Here is an 18846-nt window from a genome sequence, read left to right on the forward strand (position 1 = left end):
GAAGCGCCAGCCACGCCTGGCGCTTCTTTTTTAATCCAATGGAGTGTTCAATGACCGACCACAACAGCGCGGCCCCCAAAGGCCGCCGGCAATTTGTCAAAGGCATGGGCGCCGTCGTCGGCGTGGCCGCAGCCAGTCCCTTGCTGGGCTTTGCCGCACAAACGGCGCAGGCTAACGACGATGTCGCGCTCGCGGCCGGGCCACGCCCGCTTGTCGCCTATCCCCAGAAACGGCCCCTGCTGCGCGTCACCACCCGTCCGCCGCACCTGGAGACGCCGTTCGAAGTCTTCAATCATGGCCCGATCACGCCAAATGACGCCTTCTACGTGCGTTACCACCTGGCCAATATTCCGCTCGCGGTCGACCCGCAAACCTACCGCCTGCAGATCAAGGGCAAGGTGAAGACGCCGCTCAGCCTTTCGCTGAACCAGCTGAAAGACCTCGGTGCGCACGCGGAAGTGATCGCGGTCAACCAATGCTCCGGCAACGGCCGCGGCTATCTTTCGCCACGCGTGGCGGGCGCACAGCTCGGCAACGGCGCCATGGGCAACGCGCGCTGGGTCGGCATCCCGCTCAAGACCGTGCTGGAAAAGGCGGGCCTGCAAGGCCGCGCCCGGCAAGTGGTCTTTAACGGACTGGATCAGCCGGTCCTGCCAAGCACGCCGGACTTCAGAAAAGCGCTCGATATCGACGTGGCGCTGCAGGAGGACGTGATGCTGGCCTGGGGCATGAACGGGGAAGACTTGCCATTCCTGAACGGCTATCCGCTCAAACTGATCGTGCCAGGCTATTTCGGCACCTATTGGGTCAAGCACTTGTCCGATATCGAAGTCATCGATACCGCGTTCGGCGGTCACGATGCCGCCTTCATGACTGAAGCTTACCGCCTGCCCGACAATGACTGCCATTGCGTCACCCCGGGCGCTCCCGCCGGGCACACCAAGCCGATCGGCCGGCTGCCGGTGCGCAGCTTCATCACCAGCCTCGCTTCCGGCGCCGTGCTGCCAGCCGGACGCCCCGTGGAACTGAAAGGGATTGCCTTCGACGACGGCAGTGGGCTGAAGACAGTGGAAGTGTCGACCGACGGCGGGCGCAGCTGGCGGGCTGCAAGCCTCGGCCAGAACCTTGGCCGCTACTCCTTCCGCGAGTGGCGCTTGGCCGTCAGCTTCGGCGCCCTCAAGGGCCCTGCGGTACTGATGGTACGCGCCAGCAACCGGCGCGGCGAAGTACAGCCCATGCAGGTCGACTGGAATCCCGGCGGTTACCGCCGCCACGCGATCGAGTCCTACCATATCACTCTTGCCTGATGAGGAATTCAATGAAGTTCAGCCACGCTTTCGGTGCCCTGGCCCTGCTGGCCAGCACCACCTTCGCCATGGCCGCGCCGCACGCCATCACCTTGCCGCCTGAGACGGCCAAGCTGAAGCCATCGGCCTTGCCCGGCTATCAGATCGCGCTGCAAAAATGCGCCACCTGCCATTCCGCCGATTACATGGAATACCAGGCGCCGCATATGACGCTGGCGCAATGGACCAAGGAGGCGGCCAAGATGCGCGACCTGTTCGGCGCGCCGCTCAGCGAAGACGATGTGCGCCAGGTCGGCGCCTACCTCGCCGTGACGTACGGCAGCGCCAAGGAAAGCGAACTTCCGGCCGCACTGCGCAGCGCGGCGCCGGTCCGCCCCGGCACGCCGGACGCCGGTGCCGGTAATGCCAAGGCGCCGGACGTGAAAGCCCTGCTCGCGGCAAATGCCTGCCTTAGCTGCCACGCCATCGACGCCAAGGTCGTAGGCCCAGCCTACAAAGACATCGCCAGGAAATACCGCGGCGATGCTTCCGCCCTGGACAAGGCTAGCGCGAGCATTCAAGGCGGCAGTGCCGGAAAATGGGGCCCGGTCGCAATGCCGCCGTTCGGCCAGTTGAAACCAGAGGAAGCGCGCGCCCTGGCTGCTTTCGTACTAAAGCAATGAGGTAAAGCGGGAGGTGCCCGGCGTGCGCCGGGCAGTGCAGATGCCGCGGGCGACGCAGCCTAAAGGCTCGCGTCGAAGCCAGCCATCAATGCCGGTGCCCGGGACCTGGGCAGATAAACGAAATTCCGATTGAACGCCTGGCCGGCCAATTGCGCATCATCCATATCCCTGTTCCATTGCAGCGAATACAGCTGTCCGGCAATGTACGGATCGGCCACGGCGCACAGCATGCGGCGTAAATCGGAAATTGTGCACGTGCGCCACCAATCCGCGCCACGGCCATGCAAACGGAATGGCTCGTCATATGGCCAGGCGTTGGCGCGCCGCGCCATTTCGTGGCGCCCGAAACGGCATATGCCCAGGGCGAACATCGTCGCGACAGGCCCATAGCGAAGACGTTGCAGCGCTTTGCGATAAGCGTGTACACGGGCGCGCCGCACAGCTGGAGCCTCGTCATAAACCTTGAATATTTCCTGCATCAGCCTCGCGTTCTGAACCGCCGCGGCGGAAGACGGGCGCGCGAAACAGTGTTGGTAATGTTCCAGAAAAGCCGTCAGGCAGTGTTCGTATGCCGCCAAGCTGTCCCCGTCGCCGGGTGAATCGCGCAAGTTGGACAACAAGTTGTCCATCGACCTGCACAGGCGGTTCACGACCCGCCGCGCATCGGTGGTCTTATCGTCCAGCCAAGCCGCCGTGTTGCCGTCATCGGGCCAGTTCCATTCAAACAGCGCCCTGGCATCACGCCGGCCATGCTCGTAATGCTCGTGTGTCAAGATCGATTTCATGACACGCTTTTCCATACTGTTTTCGCCAACCGGCATTGATCCCTCGTTAGAATTGAATTAGGCCCGCTTGGGCAACGAGCCATCCTAAAAGACCCGCGCACGCAGGACGCACCCGGCTAACTAGAATCAGACCAATTCACGGAAGGTGTGACAGGAAACGCAAGGATACGGAAGGCCAACTAGGGTTTACAGTCGTGCGCCCTGCGAAGTCGCGATCGCTCGCCATTCGCCGTTCGTGACTCGGTAGAGGGTAATTGACCCGTTCTTCACATCACCCTTGTCATCAAACTCAGTGGTTCCTGTAATGCCCTTGTAATGAATTTTGCGCAGGGCCGGCAGAAACTTTACAGGATCCGTCGAGTTAGCCTGCTTCATGGCCTCGACCAGGATCATGACCGCATCGTAGCTGTAAGGCGCGTATGCCTGCATCTCGCCGTACTTCTCGGTAAATGCCGAATTGAGCGCCGCGTAACCAGGCATACTCTCTTTTGGCATACCAATCGAAGAGGCCATGTGCCCTTCCGCGTCGGGACCTGCAAGCTTTGTAAAAATGGATGATTGCATGCCATCCGCTCCAAGCAACTTCGCCTTAATTCCCAGTCTGGCCATTTGCTTTACCATGAGACCAGCCTGCGAATCCATACCGCCGTAGTAAATAAGATCCGGATTCAAACCCTTAATTTTCGTGAGAATTGCCGTAAAATCAGATGCCGTGTAGGTGGTGTACTCGCGACCGATGACCTTCCCCCCACGCTGCGCAAATACTTTGGCAAATCGGTCCGCCTGTCCTTGCCCCGCTGCCGTTCGATCATCGATCACGGCCACTTTTCTGGCGCCTAATTTATCGTAGGCGAAATTGCCGAGAACTGAGCCTTGCTGGTCGTCATTGGCGATATTTCGGAATGCCGTATTCAACCCTTGATGGGTATAAACAGGGCTGGTCGACCCTGGTGAGATTTGCGGAATACCTGCGGCAGCGTAAATCCTCGAGGCGGGAATGGTCGTTCCGGAGTTATAGTGACCGATTACAGCAACGACCTTCTGGTCCACCAACCGATTTGCCACTTGCGTGGCGACGCGCGGATCCGATTGATCGTCTTCCACGACCATTTCGAACCGAACCTTCTCGCCCCCAATCACAGGCTGTTGGGCGTTGATCCGGTCGAGTGCCAAGCGCGCACCTGACTGAATATCTTTTCCCAGGTGCGAAATTGGCCCAGTCATTGGCGCGGCAAGTCCGATCTTGAGCAGGACTTCGCCAGCTGTCGCCATTGCAGGGAGACCGCTCGCAAAAATCGCGGTGCAGATCATTGCTCGAATTACTTTCATATGTCAGTCCTACGGAAACTAAGTTGAGATCTAATCCCACAGCGAGGCAGCTCCGACTGTGGCCCGAGCGTGGCTGCGCGCGACGCATCGCCTATGAGTGAAGAATGACAACTGGAGGGTTCGGGTAAATTAGTCCGACTATTTGACGTCGACCGCCGTGAATGAAATTAGCGGCGCGGCCAGGTTGTCATTATCTCGCCCCCGGTTCCCCGGCTGGTGGTGCCGGCCACGCCTTTGCCGGAGCCGACATCCACTGCAAATCCAGACCAATTCACGCTTGTTATTCGGCGTAGTCCGAAACTTGCCCCCGCCTAGCCCAGGGGGAGACCAGCACCGTTATGCTCCTGCCCTCAGAATTGATTGCATACGGTGTAGCCTTTGAAGGAGGAATTTCAGATCCGCCAATACGTCGAGGCGTTGGGCATCAGATACCGGATCGCCGGCCTCACGCTCGATGCGGATGGCGGCGCCGGCTTGCGACTGGGTGACGGCAGTGAAATCCATCTGCGGTTCAGGCGCGCCACCAACCGGCTCTACATCCATGCCGTGCTGGCGCCGCTGCCGGCAAGGCCCATACCCGGACTGGCCCTGAAGCTGTTGAAGATGAACTGTCTGGAAGCGGGCAGCGGCGGCGGCGTGCTGTCCGTCTCCGCATTTCAGCGCGCTTTCGTCTATCACGTGTCGCTGCCGGCCGCCTGCATCGACAGCGAGCGCCTTGAGCGCGAAATCGAAGCATTCCTGTCCAAACGCGCGCGCGCCGCGCAATGCCTGGACGCCTGAACGGAAACCAATATGTGGCCCTTTGGAACCAACCAAACCTCGGCGGCGGAGCATCTCGGCCATACCCATTGCACAGCCGGCGCCTACTCTGAACAAGAGCTCTCCAATCTCTTCGACAGCACTTTCATTCCCGCGTTGAGACTGATCCAGGACGCCGGCGCTAGCCAGTCCACCAGCCACGATACCGGCGGTCCCGGCTTACACAATGCCACGCCCACGCCCAGCGCCGACCCGTTGGGTGGCGCCAGCGGCAGCCAGCCGAAAGCAAAGAAGGAACGGCGCGGAGAACACGTCGTGTATCACGTCAACCCTGACAACTACCCGCAAGTGATGGAGGAATTCAGGGACCTCGTGCTGGAAGGCCTGAAGGAAGAAGGCAAGTCTAGCGAACAGATCGCAGCGTTACGCCGCCAGCACGACATGTGGACAGCCCTGCACGCCGAGGCGCGCAGCGGACAGCTAAGATCGAGAAAGGCACAAAAGCTGCTGTTGGGCTCGACCAAGCGCAATACCCGTTTTGTCAAGGAAGGCGAGCAATACACCGAACTGCCGGATCCCACACATCTTGGCGCGAAGGCTGCCGTAGTCGGCTATCTGCGCTTGTCGCAGCCCCGCCTCCCGCCGCCTGAGGCCAGCCAGCAATTGGCGACTGGTTATCCTTCGGTCTTGAACGAAGCGGGCGACTTTGCGGTGAATTTGGCGACGCAGACTGCGCAGTTCGCCCTCGACGAATTCCAGGCGGCGCGGGAAGCTGCCTTGTTCGGCAATTGCGAAGACCGCGACAATCGCGAGTCCTGCGTTGGCGTCTTCAGTAAAATGGAAAACCGTACGGTGAACGCCCGCGGCCAGAAGATCCGCGACGATGCGCTGAAAGGCGCCCTAAACCATACCAGCTGGCTCGGACAACTGTTCCAGACCCCGATGAATATCACCATCGTGCATCTGACGCGAAATGCAACCGCGATGGCGACGAAGATGCTGGGCAGCCAGAGCACGAAGATCAAGGGTTTCAGTGACTATCTTACGCAGAAAATGCCGCATCAGTTTCCCGCGCAGCCGGTGGGCAACGCGACTGAGCCGGCCGCCAGCACGACCGAGCCGGCTGGCAGCGCGACGACCACGGAGGGCGGTCCCGCCACCACACTGCTTGACAGCATGGTTACCTTGGCCGGGAGCGCGCTCACGGCTACGCGGACGACACTGTCGAATGGCGCCTCGGCGGCGGCCAATGGCGCCGGCTCGGTGCTGAACGGAATGGCCAACATGTTTACGCTGCCCGGCGCGGACGCCAGCACCTTGACCACGCGGCCGCCGTCGAACACGACGGCCAGCCCAGCCGCCGGTCCCTCGGATACGGTCTACCTGCGGCTGCTGTCGAGCATCCTCGACGGCTGGATCGACTATGGCAAGGCCAGGGCCCAACGCGACAAGCCGCTGGCGCTGTTGCAGGGCGTGTTCCAGCACCATGGCCGCAACCTGCCGAAAGCCTTTGAAACCGGCTTCAACGTGACCCTGCTGGAAGACGAGGGCTGGTTCGACGAAGCCGCCCTCCTCCACCACAAGCTGCAAAACCAGGCTGCGGACGACGCCGAAGACACCGTTCCGCCGTCCCTTGCCTACCTGCAGCAGCGCTTCCAGAATGCACTACGAGCGGAGTCGCAAAGCAAGCAAGCCCACGCCAATCTGATGCGCCCATCCGCCGCTGCCGCCGGCGCCCCGCAATTCGACGGTTTTTCGATCCGCAACGCTTTCAACCAGACCTTCGATGAGGTGCTGGCCATGCCTGACCTGTGGCGCGATCCAGTGCATGCCAACGTCGGCATCGACAAGAAGCGCGAAATGCTGAAAGCCAGATTCGCCGAACTGGGGGAGAGTACACAGTACAAGATCGGCACTGCGCAGCAGTCGCTGGCCAGCACCCTCATCCGCATCGCCAAATACCGGGGGCAGCCTGTCCCCGCCGACTTTGAGAATGATGAAGCATTGCTGCTTGCCTTGAAGGAGGTGGAAGATGCCTGGGTGGCTGACCGCTCTACCTTCCCAATCCACCCGCGCCTGCTGTTCTCGATGCACTTGGCCAATGCCAGCGGAGTCGACATCATGAGCACCGCCCAGCGTTTCGAACAGTTCCGGTCGATCTTGCAACGCGGCTTCGAGGGAGCATCGCAGCATCCGCAGCGCGACTACAGGACCTTCGCCTGGATGGTCGATGTCGGCAAGAAATGGAATGATGGCCAAACTTGGTGGATGTTCCGCAACGACAGCATCAGGCGCCAGGCGCTCGCCGCCTGCTTCGAAGCCTTGCGCGCAGAAACCGGCCATCGCCGGCCACCGGAGGGGACGGGCCACGAACGGATCTGGCAGGTGGCCCAGTGGGCGAAGCAGAACAATTTGCTGGGCGAAGTGCTGCTGGGCGACACGACGAACGAAAAGCTGGCCGCTGCGCTGCAGTATGGCAGCGAGCGCCTGCAGGCCGCGATAGGGGGACCGCCTAAATTCGACCGGGAAACAGCAGCATTCGAAATCCTCAAACGCTATGGATTGAGCGATGAAGAGGCGTTACGCCTCGTGCCCGCTTTCATGGAGCGCCTCGGTGCGCCGGACTTCGTGGGAACTATGCTGCGGCTCAACCCGGGTCGCGTCATTAAACCGTACACGGAATTGTTGCACGCTGAACTGCTATTCAATGACGGCCTGCCGAACGATCCCCGGGTGCGCGCCGTGGCGCTCGAAAACCTACGGGTGCAGGGGGTCGTGCCGACCGAAGAGAAGGTGACGGCGGAAATCAATCGCATCGTGCCGGGCTTGAACACCGACCTCGAGAGCACACGTTCCCGGTCGCGGATGCTGGACAGAACCCTCGTCTTTATTCCCTTTGTCGGTAGTGTCCGCGAAGTCTATTCAGGCTGGTCGGACGGCGACCGCAGCCGGCTGGTGCTGGGCCTGCTGTCCGGCGCGATGGAAGGGGTCAACCTGCGCCAACTGAACATGATGCGGGTAGCAATGAATCAACGGCAGGGCCTGCAGGATTTCGTCAAGATCGCCAACAAGCTGGACCTGACATCCCCAGTGACGGTGAGCGACTTGCCGGCCGACCCGCTCGAAGTCGTCGGCGGCCCGCCCGCCGTCGCGGCCAGTGTTGCTGCCCGGGACGGCAATGTCCCGCCGGCTTTCCGCAGACTGGCGCAGCGGGTGCGCAACGGCGAACGCGGCGTGCTTTGGCAAGGGCACGAGCTGGTGATGTTGACTAATGAAGAAGACCGCGTCGTGCCGGTCAGGAACATTGGCGGCGCCTACCAAGAGATCGACTGGCAAACCGGCCACGCGGTGGGCACCGGACGCATCATCCATTACGACTCCGCCACGCAAAAATTCCATTCCGACTTGCAGCTGAATGGCGGCGTGCGGCCGACCGTTGAGGTGCCGGTCGACTATCACGGCACACCCATCGCGGAACGCCAAACGGTGGTCGATGTCATGCGCTCGCTTGCACCCGCCACCGATGCCAGCGTGCGCGATATCGACGCCATCTTGAATCGCCGCTTTACTTTCCAGGAACAGAACAATGCCCTGCGCGAATGGGCCAGCGAAGGGATCAACGGCATGCAGGGTTTGAAGAACTTCCTCAAGCGGATGTACGAGCGCAGCTACACCTTTCGACGCATGCTGAACTATTATGACGATACGGCTGGCGACAAGCGCTGGGATCTGCGTTTCGGCGTGCCTGGTCTGAACGGCAAAGTAGTCGAATCACCGGTCCAGTACCCGCGTACCTCCCATATAGAATTCCCACACGCCGGCGTGTACGACACCTTTACCTCAGTCGGCGGAACCGGCCTATTTACCAAGGAGAATATGGTCATTCATGAATTGATGCACGCCCTGACCGGATGGCGAGATCCGGGCCGCAATCAACCGCATCTCGGCGGCCCGAGCTGGGCAGCCGACAAGATGCTGCATGAGGCAGGTTTTATGGTTCGCAACCGCCTGCTCTACCTCAACCTGGCTGGCGGCGACAACGACGCGCGCCGTCCGCACCTGATCCAGGACATGAATGCCGAAAACATCATGCTCGACGAAGTCATGGACCGGTATCGGGCGCCGCCAACCGACGGCACGATGCTGGAAGACATACCGCTTTCCCAGCGCGTCACCGTCGAGCAATGGCGGCAGCTTGAGGGCCAGCTGCAGAGGCCGCCGGACGTCACGGTCGACCAATGCTGGAGCAAACTGCAGGGACAGTTCGATTTCGGCTTGGACAACGTGGGCGACGTCTCGCCCCAGCTGAGGGAAGTGAAGCGTATCACCCAGCGCTTCCTGAAGAGCAAGACCTTCCGCAGCCTGGTCGAAACCATGCGGGTCCGGGCCGCTGGCGCCTGGAAATTCGAATTCGATCCGGCCGTCGCGCAAGAGGAACTCGGCAATGCCAAGTCCAGCACGGGCGCCAGCCCCATGCACGGCAAGATTTATCTGTACGATGCCCAGACCAGCTATCTCGCCGCCGACGGCTTGCATCCGACCGAGTATGCGCGCAAGGTCCTGCTCGGCTATATCAACGCCATGACCGACCTGTCGATGAAAGCCAAAAACCCGTTTCGCAATATGGGCGGGGCCGTGAAACTGGCCAACCGGATTCTGCACGAATCCGGTTTTCATTATCCCGAGCAATTGGTGGCGGCGCGCGCCGCGTCCGATGCTGATGCACAGCGACTATTGCTGGATTACATCACGGCCGCCCGCCGCAACGCCGCGCTGGAAAGCGCATATCTGCACAGGCCGAATTGATTTTGGGTAATTCCGTCTGAGAAAGCGCCCGGTTCAGTCTGCCATGCCCGGACTGGCCCTACCATTTTGCATCCCGTCCCCACGCACTGCATGCGCGCCAGAGCCGCTGCTCGCGCTCTTGCCGTGTGCCGGGCCGATTTGCTTGTGGAACCAGTCATGAACAAACTTAACAATCGCCCCACCACCGACGACAGCTGGGCCGAATTCACGGGCCTGCTGCTGTTGCTGCTGGCCGCCGCCTACTTTGCCGCTTGGTCCAGACTGGGACACATTTCCGGCGTGCTGCCGCGTTTCGATCTGCGCGTCGCCTATTGGCTCACACAGCACACGGCGCCATGGCTAACGCCATTGCTGCGCACGCTCAGCCATGTCAATAGTGGGCCCGCCATTGCCTTGCTGAGTCTGCCATTGGCCTTGCATTTCTTATTGAGGGGCAGGCGCGCCTGGCTGGCGGCCCTGCTGCTCGGCTTGGCACTGATCAAGCCTGCGGGTGGCGCTACCGCCATGACCATCCTGCTCATCGGCATTGGCGGTACTTACCTGGCCGGGCGCCGGCCCCCCAATTGGCAGCGCGCCGCCGTCGCCGGTTTTGCCTTGCTGCTGATCGCATTGGTCGCCGTGAGCCGGGTCTGCGTCGGCGCCCAATACCCAAGCGAAGTGCTGTCCGCACTCTGCGTCAGCGGCGCCTGGCTCGGCGTGTGCCTGGTGTCGGGCGCCTGTGCAATGCGCATGCGTCCGCAGGAACGGCCGACCCGAACCGTGGGTTTGCGCACTGCCGTGACCGGCAAGATGGGGCTGTCGCGTCTGTGCGCCCTGCTCAAGCTGGAGCTGCGTTGTCTCCCCACGCCGCGGCTGGTGCGCCGCTGGCTCGACCTGCTGAACGATTACCCGATGCGGGAATTTGCATTGACCAGCCCGCACCTGGTTCAAAAGCCGTTCCGGCCGTGGTTCAGCCGCCGGCTGGACCGCGCCGCCCGCCTTCAAGCGTTGGCCGGCCATTACCGTATCATCTGCAATCATGGCCTGGCGCCGCTGCTCATCAAGGCAGCCAGCAAGCCAGTCACGCTGGTGCGCTTTGTCGGCAAGGACGAGACGCCTTACGCCATCGAACTGTGCGCGGTGGCGGTGATGGAGCGAGAAGGCGAGCTGGCGCTGCGGCTGCGCAGCGCGCAGGGTCCGGTCTATACGGTCGCTTTTTCCTTCTTACGCGACAACGGCCAGACCTGCGTCGCCATCGGCTGCGCACAAGGCCCCGCCGCCGATGGTCTGGAACTGGTGCGCAGCGCCACCCGTAACCTGTACGGCCTGCGCCCGCGCGACCTGCTGCTGCGTCTGGTCCAACAATTCGGCCTGGTGCTGGAGTGCGAGCAGTTGCGCCTGGTCGGCAACGACAACCGCACTGTGGCGCGCGGCTCGGTGCGCCGCGGCAGGATTAAGGCCGATTACGACAGCATGTGGCGGGAGATGGGCGCCAGGGGGCGCGCCGATGGCGACTTTGAATTGCCCTGCCTGCCCCTGCCCGCACTGCACCTGGAAAGCGTCCCGTCCAAAAAACGCGCGGAAGCGCGGCGCCGCCACCAGTTGCTGCAAGCGCTCAATGACGCTGCGCTGGCACGCCTGTTTCCCGCCAACAAACGACTAAGCGCCGCATGAACGGCAAACCACTTTCCCGCGCCGCCATGGCCGCCGTACTGTTGCTGCTCGCCTTTCCCCAGTTGAGCGAAACGATCTATGCGCCGGTGTTGCCCAGGATCGCCGCCGCGTTCGCGGTGGCGCCGGGCATGGCGCAGTGGGCCGTCAGCATCGACTTCGCCGCTTTCGCTGTCGGCGTTCTCTTCTGGGGCCGCCTGTCCGACCTGCAGGGGCGGCGTCCGGCCTTGCTGGCCGGCTTGGCATGCTATGCGCTGGCCGCGCTGCTGGCCCTGGCGGCAGGCAGCTTCGGCACGCTGCTGCTGGCACGCGCACTGCAAAGCTTCGGTGCTGCCTGCGGCTCCATCGTGGTCCAGACCATGTTGCGCGACCGCTTCCAGGGCGCCCAGCTGGCGGCGGTGTTTTCCACCATCGTTGCAGTGCTGGCCCTGTCGCCGGCGGTCGGGCCGCCGCTGGGCGCCATGCTGGCGTCGCGTTACGGTGTTCACGGTGTGCTGGTCTGCCTGGCCGCGCTGTCGCTGGTCTTCCTGCTGTGCGGAGCCAGCCTGCCGGAAACCCGCCCCGCGCACGCCGCGGCGCCCGCGCCTTTGCTGCCTACCGCATGGCGCATGGCGTGCGACCGGCAGCTGTGGAGTGCAGCGTGGCTGGTGGCCGGCTTCAACCTGATCCTGTTCGGCTATTACACGATCGCACCGTTCACGCTGAACCAGCTCCAGATGCCGGACTGGATGTTCGGCGCCAGCGGCATCCTAATTGCTGTCGCCGGGGGCCTGGGCGCACGTCTCAATCGCCGCGGCTTGCTGCGGCACAGCCCGGCACATCTGACCGCACTGGCCGCCCTGGGCGCCCTGCTTTCGTCCGCGCTGCAATGGATGGCAATGACTGCGGCCGCTGGCCACCCGCTGGCGGCGGCGCTTGCCATGCTCGGCACGCAAATGCTGCTGGTGCTCGCATTTGCCTGCGCCATTCCGAACGTCCTGGCCTCGGCCCTGAGCCGCTATCGCGATGTGCAAGGCACGGCCGGTGCCCTATTCGGGCTGGCCTACTACCTGATGCTGTCGGCCGGCCTCGGCCTGCTGAGCGCACTGTACCGGCCTCAGCCCATGTTTCAACCCGTTTTCATGCTGCTTGTCAGTGCGGCCATCATGCCGTGCGCCGTCCTGGCGCGACGCCAGGCCGCGCTGGCACTGCGCACGGAGGCCAGTAGCTAAGGCAGGCATTTTTCCGCGTCCGCCACCCTCGCACCACAAGCCGGCAGCCAGACGACGCTCTTCTTCCATCATGCAGCAGGAGGTAATTTGAGTATTTGGCGTACCCTATTGATGGTCTGGCTGCTGGCCGCCCCGGCTGCGTTTGCCAGTACGCCCAAGGCCGGCGGCGACGGCGCCCGGCAAATCTGGCAGTTGCTCGATTACGTGGCGGTCGACTACGGTGGCGCCGTGGAGAATGGCGCACTTGCCAGCGCCAGCGAGTATGCCGAGATGGTCGATTTTGCGGCGCGCGCGCAACAGCAACTGCAGTCGCTGCCGCCTCATGCCGGCAAAGCCGCCATCGCAAGCGCCATCGGAAAGTTGCGCACGGCCATCGGCACCCGGGCCAGCGCAACCGACGTGGCGCGCCTGGCGCAGGAAGCCAACAGGCTGCTGCTGGCGGCCTATCCGTTTCCCATCGCGCCGCCACTACGGCCCAGCCTCGCACGCGGCGCCGAACTGTATGCCAGGCATTGCATCGCCTGTCACGGGGAACGCGGTGGCGGCGACGGGCCGCTGGCCGCCACGCTCAATCCCGCGCCAACGGCTTTGAACGATCCGGTGCGTGCGAAGCTGCGCAGCCTTGGCGCGCTCTACCAGATCGTGTCGCTCGGTGTACCCGGGACTGCCATGCCGGCGTTCAAGGAGCTGCCCGCCCAGGACCGCTGGGCACTGGCCTTCTTCGCCGGCACCTTGCCATATGACCAGGCCATGGCGCAGCGCGGCGAACAGCTGTGGCGCCAGGGCCGCCCCGTCACGCCACAGCGCGTTCCCGACCTCGCCACGCTCAGCCAGCTTAGCGAGTCGGCACTGGCCCAGGAGGTGGGCGACGCTGCCGCGCAGGCGCTCACCGCCTACCTGCGGCGCCAACCCGCCGCCATCCAATCCGGCCAGCCCGAGGGCTTGGCGCTGGCGCGCCAGCTGCTTGACGCAAGCCGGGCGGCCCTGCATGGCGGCGACCGCGCCGCTGCGTTACGGCTCGCCTTGTCGGCCTACCTGGACGGCGTAGAACCGGCCGAGCCGGTGCTTGCCGCACGCAGCAAGTCCCTGCTGGCAGCACTTGAGAGCGCAATGCTGGCTTACCGTTCCGCCCTCACTGCCGGCGATCTTGCCCAGGCCGATGCCAGCGCCGCCCAATTGTCCGAGCTAATCGATCAGGCCGAAGCTGCCAGCAGCGCCACGCGCGCCACCCCGCTGGCCACTTTCCTGGGCGCGCTCGCCATCCTGCTGCGCGAAGGCTTGGAAGCGCTGCTCATTGTGGTAGCCATGATTGCCTGCCTCAAGAAGGCTGGCCAGGAGCAAGCGCTGCCCTTCGTCCATGCGGGCTGGGCCAGCGCCCTGCTCGCCGGGCTGATCACCTGGGCGGTAGCCACCTGGCTGGTGGCATTCAGCGGCGCCAGCCGCGAGTTGACTGAGGGCCTGGGTTCGCTGCTGGCCGCCGCGGTCCTGCTCAGCGTAGGCATGTGGTTGCACCGCAAAAGCAGCGCCGGGCGCTGGCAGCATTTCATCGACACCACGCTGGCGGCCGCCCTGTCGCGCCGTTCAGCATGGGCCTTGTTCGGGCTGGCATTCCTGGCGGTTTACCGCGAAGTCTTCGAAACTGTGCTGTTCTACTCGGCCTTGCTGGCCGACGGCAACGGCACCGCGTTGCTGGCAGGGTTCGCCAGCGCTGCCGCGCTGCTGGCCGCAGCCAGCTTCGTGCTGCTGCGAACCAGCACCCGCCTGCCGATCCGCCAGTTCTTCGCCCTCACCTCGGTCGTGGTCGCCGTCCTGGCAGTGGTCCTGGCGGGCAAAGGCATCGCTGCACTCCAAGAAGCCGGCTGGGTCGGCGTGCGTCTGGTAGCCGGCCCGCGGCTGGAGATGCTGGGGCTCTACCCCACGTTGCAAACCATGCTCGCGCAAAGTGCGGTGGCGCTGGCGGCGCTGGCGGCCATCATGTTCAATCGCCGTCCGGCCAGCGAGCGCGGCACCGCAAGCAGTTAGTTGGTCCTGATTTTGATTACCGTCGCGCGCCAATTGCCAGTGGCTTTGCATACTGGAGTCCAGCCTCGTCGAGAGGCTGACGCAAGCATCCCAATCACATAGGAACCAACAATGAAATACAAGAAGTACACGTTGACCGCTTTGCTGCCGTTCTGCTTCGCCCTGTATGGCTGCGGTGGCGGCGGCCATGGCGGCGACGCTCCGCAGAAGAGTCCTACGCCCCAGACCAAACCGGTACAGCACGGCAGCAGCGCCGAAACGCAGACCGATCCTGCCGGAGAAGGCAGCAGCACCGAAACGCAAACCGACAAGGCCGACACCGTGGATGCGGGCACCATGACCGACGTCCCGCAGAATCCAATGCCTCCCGACATCGCCATGGATGGTTCGCAGGGCGTGGCAAACGGTATCTGGATCGGCAAGGCGGGCAACGGCCTGCCCGCCTTCGCGCTGGTGGCAAACGACACGCCCATCGCCAATGGGCCCGCCAATTTCTATTTCATTTACAGCTCAAGCGCCGAGCACAAGTACGACGTGCTGCGCGGCGGCAGCATGCGCATCAACAAGGGCGCCATCGCAGCCGACGTATATTCCAGGGGCGGCGCGCACTACAACGCGCTGCGCGGCAAGGTTGATCCCGCCAATACCCTGATGGGCGACCTGTACAACGATGCCGGCCAAGTGCTCAACAACTACAGTTTCAGCTACAGCGCGGACAACGCCATTGCCCCGCAACTCACGCCCCTGTACGGCAACTATCTTGGCGTGGCGGCCAAAGCAGGGGACCCTGTTCCCTCGGTCGTCATCAAGAAGTGGCCCGACCCGGCCACAGCCACCACGCAGGCCGCCATCGAAGGCAATATGCCTGGCTGTACCTTCCGCGGAAGCATCCGCGTCGGCACCGGCAAGACGGCTGTTTATGCGCTGGAAATGCACGCCGAAGGCCCACAGTGCAGCCTGCCGGACAGCACTGGCGGCAAGACACACCTGTACGGCATGGCAGCCCTGACAACCTTGCCCGGCGCTAAAGCGCCCAGCCTGGTCTTCGCCGCCTCTGCCGACCAGGTCAAGGAGGGCAAGTACGGCACCAGCCTGATCCCTCTGGCCAATCTGACCGGCACCCTGCAGAAGCAGTAAGCAAGGCCGCTCCAGAAAAAACCAGGGGCCTGCGCATCAGCGCAAGGGCTCCTGGTTTTTCAGCAGGGCGGCAGTTTCAAATGCTGCCAGCCTTGCCTGTCGGTCCAAACAACGCCGCCACCAGCGAATCGCGCCTCACCTTGCCCTGCTGCTCAGCAGCGACCCAACTGCGGCGACACTCGATCACGTCGACTTCTTCCTCCTCCTCGATTGCGATCCGCCAGGTACAGGCGATCGACCCTGGCCGCCGCGGGCCAGGCCGGATTTCGCCGACCGCGTGCAACACCTTCAAGTGAAAACGCAGCTTCGCTACCGGTACGTCGAAGATCCGTGCCATTTCCGCTGGCGTGGCGTCGCCGACCTCTTCCAGCAACATCAGCACGGCATCGCGAATGATTTCCGCGCGCTCGTCGCTCACCGTACGCGTGCTCCCTTTGGGTAACGTAAGTTTATATTTCAACATCTTATTAAGGCCAAGAATGGATGGTCGTCCGATTCTACTGACGTGCCGCCTAACCCCGGTCGTCAGCGCCCAATCTAGGACCAGGGAAGGTGGCCAAAGTAACTAAGTCCTATTTTCAGGACCGACTGCGCCTGGCGTTCATCGGTCCGATACCATGCAATTCGTCTATCTGGGCGCCTGTTTCGCCGCCCGTATTCCTGATTACAAAGAGAGAAAATCATGTTCAAAAATATGAGGCTGGCCCACAAGCTGGCGCTGGGGTTTGGCTTGACCATCGTGGTGGCGGTTGTCGTTGCCGGACAAGGGCTGCACAGCACCGGCAGGATGAACGACCTGCTCAAAGGCATCTACGAAAACAACCTGATGCCGATCAAGGATGTCGCCAATGCAAATATGCAAGCGATCTATCATCATAGAGCCCTGTACGAAGTGGTCACCGCCAGCGATGCGGCAGCCATTGCCACCACGCGCAGCAAACTCGACAAGCATGCCGGGCAAATGAACGGACTGCTCGACAAATACCGTAAGACTTTCCTGACCGATAAAGAAAAGGAATTGCTGCAGCAATTCGAAACCGCTTGGGACGCCTACCTGCAAGCGGCCGGCAAAGTCGAGCAGTTGGCCATCGCCGGCCAGCAATCGGACGCCCAGCAACAATTGAACGGCGCGGTCGCGTCCACCTTCCAGGTCGCGGATGACCTGCTCAGCGACCTGGTAAATATTAACGAAGAGCTGGGCCACGAGGCTTTCGAAAACAGCCAGGCCGTTGCATCCGCAGTCCACATCGAAAGCATTACCGTGCTGCTGCTCGGCGCCATCCTGGGCACGGGGTTGGGCTACTGGATCACGCGCTCGATCGCCAAACCCATGGGCGAAGCAGTGCAAGTGGCGCAAACGGTGGCCGCCGGCGACCTTACCAGCAACATCGAGGTGCGCAGTGCCGACGAAGCGGGCCAGCTGTTGCAAGCCCTGCGCCAGATGAACGGCTCCCTGACCAGCATGGTCGGCGATGTACTGGACGGCACCTCGCTGATCGCTTCCGCCTCCAAGCAGATTTCGGCCGGCAATGCCGACCTGTCCTCGCGTACCGAGCAGCAGGCAGCGGCCTTGGAACAGACTGCAGCCTCGATGCATGAATTGACCGACACAGTCAGGCAGAATGCCGCCGGCGCGCAGCAGGCCAGCCAGCTGGCCCACGATGCCTGCGAACTGGCGACCAGGGGCGGCACTGCGGTGACCCAAGTTGTGCAGACCATGGGCGAGATCCAGGCGTCCGCCAAACAGATCGTCGACATCATCGGCATCATCGAAGAGATTGCGTTCCAGACCAACATCCTGTCGCTGAACGCTGCCGTGGAGGCAGCGCGCGCAGGCAAACACGGCCAGGGCTTTTCCGTGGTTGCATCCGAGGTGCGCAGCCTGGCGCAGCGCTCGGCCGCTTCGTCCAAAGCCATCAAGACCCTGATCGAGGGATCTGTCGGCAAGATCAATGAGGGCACACGCCTGGTCGGCGAAGCTGGCGCAACGATGGAAGAAGTCGTGCGCAGCTCACAGCAGGTGGCACACATCATGGACAGTATCAGCGCGGCCAGCGGCGAACAGGCCGAAGGCATCGAACAAGTGCGCCAGGCCATTGCTCAAATGGACCAGGTGACGCAACAGAATGCAGCACTGGTGGAAGAAGCTGCCGCCACAGCCGAATCGATGGAAGAGCAAGCTGCCCGGCTGGCGGCCCTGGTCGCCGTGTTCAAGATCAAGCAGGAAAGCGCACCATTTGTTTCTGCTCCCAGGCCAAGGGACATCAATCCGGCATGGCGTCCGGCGTTGATGCGCCCACAGTCGACCTCAGCAGGTAATTGAAGAGCGGGCTGCCATGCGAATCTCCTATATCGAATACACCGCCGTCAAGGCCGAAAACAATGCCGCCGAAGTACGCACCGATGTCGATCTGGCGCTGCTGATGCTGGTTTCCCTGGTCAAAGCGCGCGACAATGAAACGGCCAGCCACCTGGTGCGTACGGCGCAGTACGTCCGGCTACTCGCGGAATATTTGCGCAATCATCCGCGCTTTGCCCAAACCCTGTGCGATGAAACCATCGAACTGCTGGTCAAGTCGGCGCCGCTGCACGACATCGGCAAGGTCGGCATTCCCGACCGCGTGCTGCTCAAACCAGGCCGCCTGACGCCCGATGAATTCGCGGTCATGCGCACCCATGCCAAGCTCGGCTACGACGTGCTGGCGCAAGCTGAAGCGCAGCTCGGCCATCCACTGCCCTGCCTCGCCTTCGCCAAAGAAATCGCCTTGTCGCACCATGAAAAATGGGATGGCAGCGGCTATCCGCAAGGCCTGGCAGGGGATGCGATTCCGATGTCGGCGCGCCTGATGGCCGTAGCCGACGTCTACGATGCGCTGACCAGCAGGCGCAGCTATAAACCGGCGATGTCGCATGAAGAAGCCTTACAGATCATGCGCCAGGGACGCGGTCGTCACTTCGATCCCGACGTGCTGGATGCGTTCCTAGTCCTGGAACAGCAGTTCGCGGCCATTGCGGCGCGCCATGGCGACACGGTCGGCGATCTGACCGCACTGGCCCAGCGGGTGCTGCACGGCTAACGCAGTCACGGCCAGCACCCGGCTGGCCCATGATTTCCTCTTCCCGCGCCCCCTCCTCTGGCGGCCTCCTGCTTGGGACCTTAACCGTCATTGGCGCTCCC

General features: G+C 62.8%; 13 protein-coding genes. 10 read left to right on the forward strand and 3 right to left on the reverse strand.

Annotation, left to right across the window (positions count from 1 at the left end):
- Positions 1-50: 50 nt before the first annotated feature.
- Positions 51-1307 (forward strand): molybdopterin-dependent oxidoreductase, encoded by a 1257-nt coding sequence (locus tag ACN9MU_RS21140; protein ID WP_426162406.1) that lies wholly within the window; start codon positions 51-53, stop codon positions 1305-1307.
- 11 nt (positions 1308-1318) lie between these two features.
- Complete coding sequence (locus ACN9MU_RS21145) at positions 1319-1969, forward strand: c-type cytochrome (RefSeq protein WP_426162407.1); 651 nt, start codon at positions 1319-1321, stop codon at positions 1967-1969.
- A gap of 59 nt (positions 1970-2028) precedes the next feature.
- Here the strand turns inward: ACN9MU_RS21145 and ACN9MU_RS21150 are convergent, their stop codons facing one another.
- Positions 2029-2754, reverse strand: coding sequence for a hypothetical protein (locus tag ACN9MU_RS21150; RefSeq protein WP_426162408.1), 726 nt, complete (start codon positions 2752-2754; stop codon positions 2029-2031).
- Between the two features lie 186 nt (positions 2755-2940).
- Positions 2941-4083, reverse strand: coding sequence for a branched-chain amino acid ABC transporter substrate-binding protein (locus ACN9MU_RS21155; RefSeq protein WP_426162410.1), 1143 nt, complete (start codon positions 4081-4083; stop codon positions 2941-2943).
- 378 nt (positions 4084-4461) lie between these two features.
- Here ACN9MU_RS21155 and ACN9MU_RS21160 point away from each other — a divergent pair, with 378 nt between their 5' ends.
- The 6 genes from ACN9MU_RS21160 (at position 4462) to ACN9MU_RS21185 (ending at position 15668) form a co-directional block, all read left to right on the forward strand.
- Positions 4462-4863: a CesT family type III secretion system chaperone gene (locus ACN9MU_RS21160; protein WP_426162412.1), complete on the forward strand. Its 402-nt coding sequence runs from the start codon at positions 4462-4464 to the stop codon at positions 4861-4863.
- A 12-nt stretch (positions 4864-4875) separates the two neighbouring features.
- Entirely contained in the window at positions 4876-9648 is a 4773-nt protein-coding gene (locus ACN9MU_RS21165) for a hypothetical protein (RefSeq protein WP_426343419.1), read from the forward strand.
- A 156-nt stretch (positions 9649-9804) separates the two neighbouring features.
- On the forward strand, positions 9805-11301 hold the full coding sequence (locus ACN9MU_RS21170; RefSeq protein ID WP_426318490.1) for a DUF535 family protein: 1497 nt from the start codon (positions 9805-9807) through the stop codon (positions 11299-11301).
- Positions 11298-12509 (forward strand): MFS transporter, encoded by a 1212-nt coding sequence (locus ACN9MU_RS21175; protein WP_426318491.1) that lies wholly within the window; start codon positions 11298-11300, stop codon positions 12507-12509. Before ACN9MU_RS21170 ends, ACN9MU_RS21175 begins: the two co-directional genes overlap by 4 nt.
- Before the next feature lie 111 nt (positions 12510-12620).
- Positions 12621-14531, forward strand: a complete 1911-nt coding sequence (locus tag ACN9MU_RS21180; protein ID WP_426323815.1) for an FTR1 family protein — start codon at positions 12621-12623, stop codon at positions 14529-14531.
- A 111-nt stretch (positions 14532-14642) separates the two neighbouring features.
- Positions 14643-15668, forward strand: coding sequence for a hypothetical protein (locus ACN9MU_RS21185; protein WP_426318492.1), 1026 nt, complete (start codon positions 14643-14645; stop codon positions 15666-15668).
- 76 nt (positions 15669-15744) lie between these two features.
- On the opposite strand, the gene ACN9MU_RS21190 is transcribed toward ACN9MU_RS21185, so the two are convergent.
- On the reverse strand, positions 15745-16086 hold the full coding sequence (locus tag ACN9MU_RS21190; RefSeq protein WP_426162418.1) for a hypothetical protein: 342 nt from the start codon (positions 16084-16086) through the stop codon (positions 15745-15747).
- Between the two features lie 264 nt (positions 16087-16350).
- Between ACN9MU_RS21190 and ACN9MU_RS21195 the strand changes: the two genes are divergently transcribed.
- Entirely contained in the window at positions 16351-17991 is a 1641-nt protein-coding gene (locus tag ACN9MU_RS21195; protein ID WP_426162419.1) for a methyl-accepting chemotaxis protein, read from the forward strand.
- A gap of 13 nt (positions 17992-18004) precedes the next feature.
- Complete coding sequence (locus ACN9MU_RS21200) at positions 18005-18745, forward strand: HD-GYP domain-containing protein (RefSeq protein WP_426162420.1); 741 nt, start codon at positions 18005-18007, stop codon at positions 18743-18745.
- Positions 18746-18846: the final 101 nt, after the last annotated feature.

Origin of the sequence: Pseudoduganella sp. R-32, assembly GCF_049913245.1 — a bacterium.
Classification (GTDB): Bacteria; Pseudomonadota; Gammaproteobacteria; order Burkholderiales; family Burkholderiaceae_D; genus Rugamonas.

Coding starts and splice junctions, on each gene's coding strand:
- ACN9MU_RS21140 (WP_426162406.1), top strand. CDS start 51: ATGACCGACCACAACAGCGCGGCCCCCAAAGGCCGCCGGCAATTTGTC.
- ACN9MU_RS21145 (WP_426162407.1), top strand. CDS start 1,319: ATGAAGTTCAGCCACGCTTTCGGTGCCCTGGCCCTGCTGGCCAGCACC.
- ACN9MU_RS21150 (WP_426162408.1), bottom strand. CDS start 2,754: ATGAAATCGATCTTGACACACGAGCATTACGAGCATGGCCGGCGTGAT.
- ACN9MU_RS21155 (WP_426162410.1), bottom strand. CDS start 4,083: ATGAAAGTAATTCGAGCAATGATCTGCACCGCGATTTTTGCGAGCGGT.
- ACN9MU_RS21165 (WP_426343419.1), top strand. CDS start 4,876: ATGTGGCCCTTTGGAACCAACCAAACCTCGGCGGCGGAGCATCTCGGC.
- ACN9MU_RS21170 (WP_426318490.1), top strand. CDS start 9,805: ATGAACAAACTTAACAATCGCCCCACCACCGACGACAGCTGGGCCGAA.
- ACN9MU_RS21175 (WP_426318491.1), top strand. CDS start 11,298: ATGAACGGCAAACCACTTTCCCGCGCCGCCATGGCCGCCGTACTGTTG.
- ACN9MU_RS21180 (WP_426323815.1), top strand. CDS start 12,621: ATGGTCTGGCTGCTGGCCGCCCCGGCTGCGTTTGCCAGTACGCCCAAG.
- ACN9MU_RS21185 (WP_426318492.1), top strand. CDS start 14,643: ATGAAATACAAGAAGTACACGTTGACCGCTTTGCTGCCGTTCTGCTTC.
- ACN9MU_RS21195 (WP_426162419.1), top strand. CDS start 16,351: ATGTTCAAAAATATGAGGCTGGCCCACAAGCTGGCGCTGGGGTTTGGC.
- ACN9MU_RS21200 (WP_426162420.1), top strand. CDS start 18,005: ATGCGAATCTCCTATATCGAATACACCGCCGTCAAGGCCGAAAACAAT.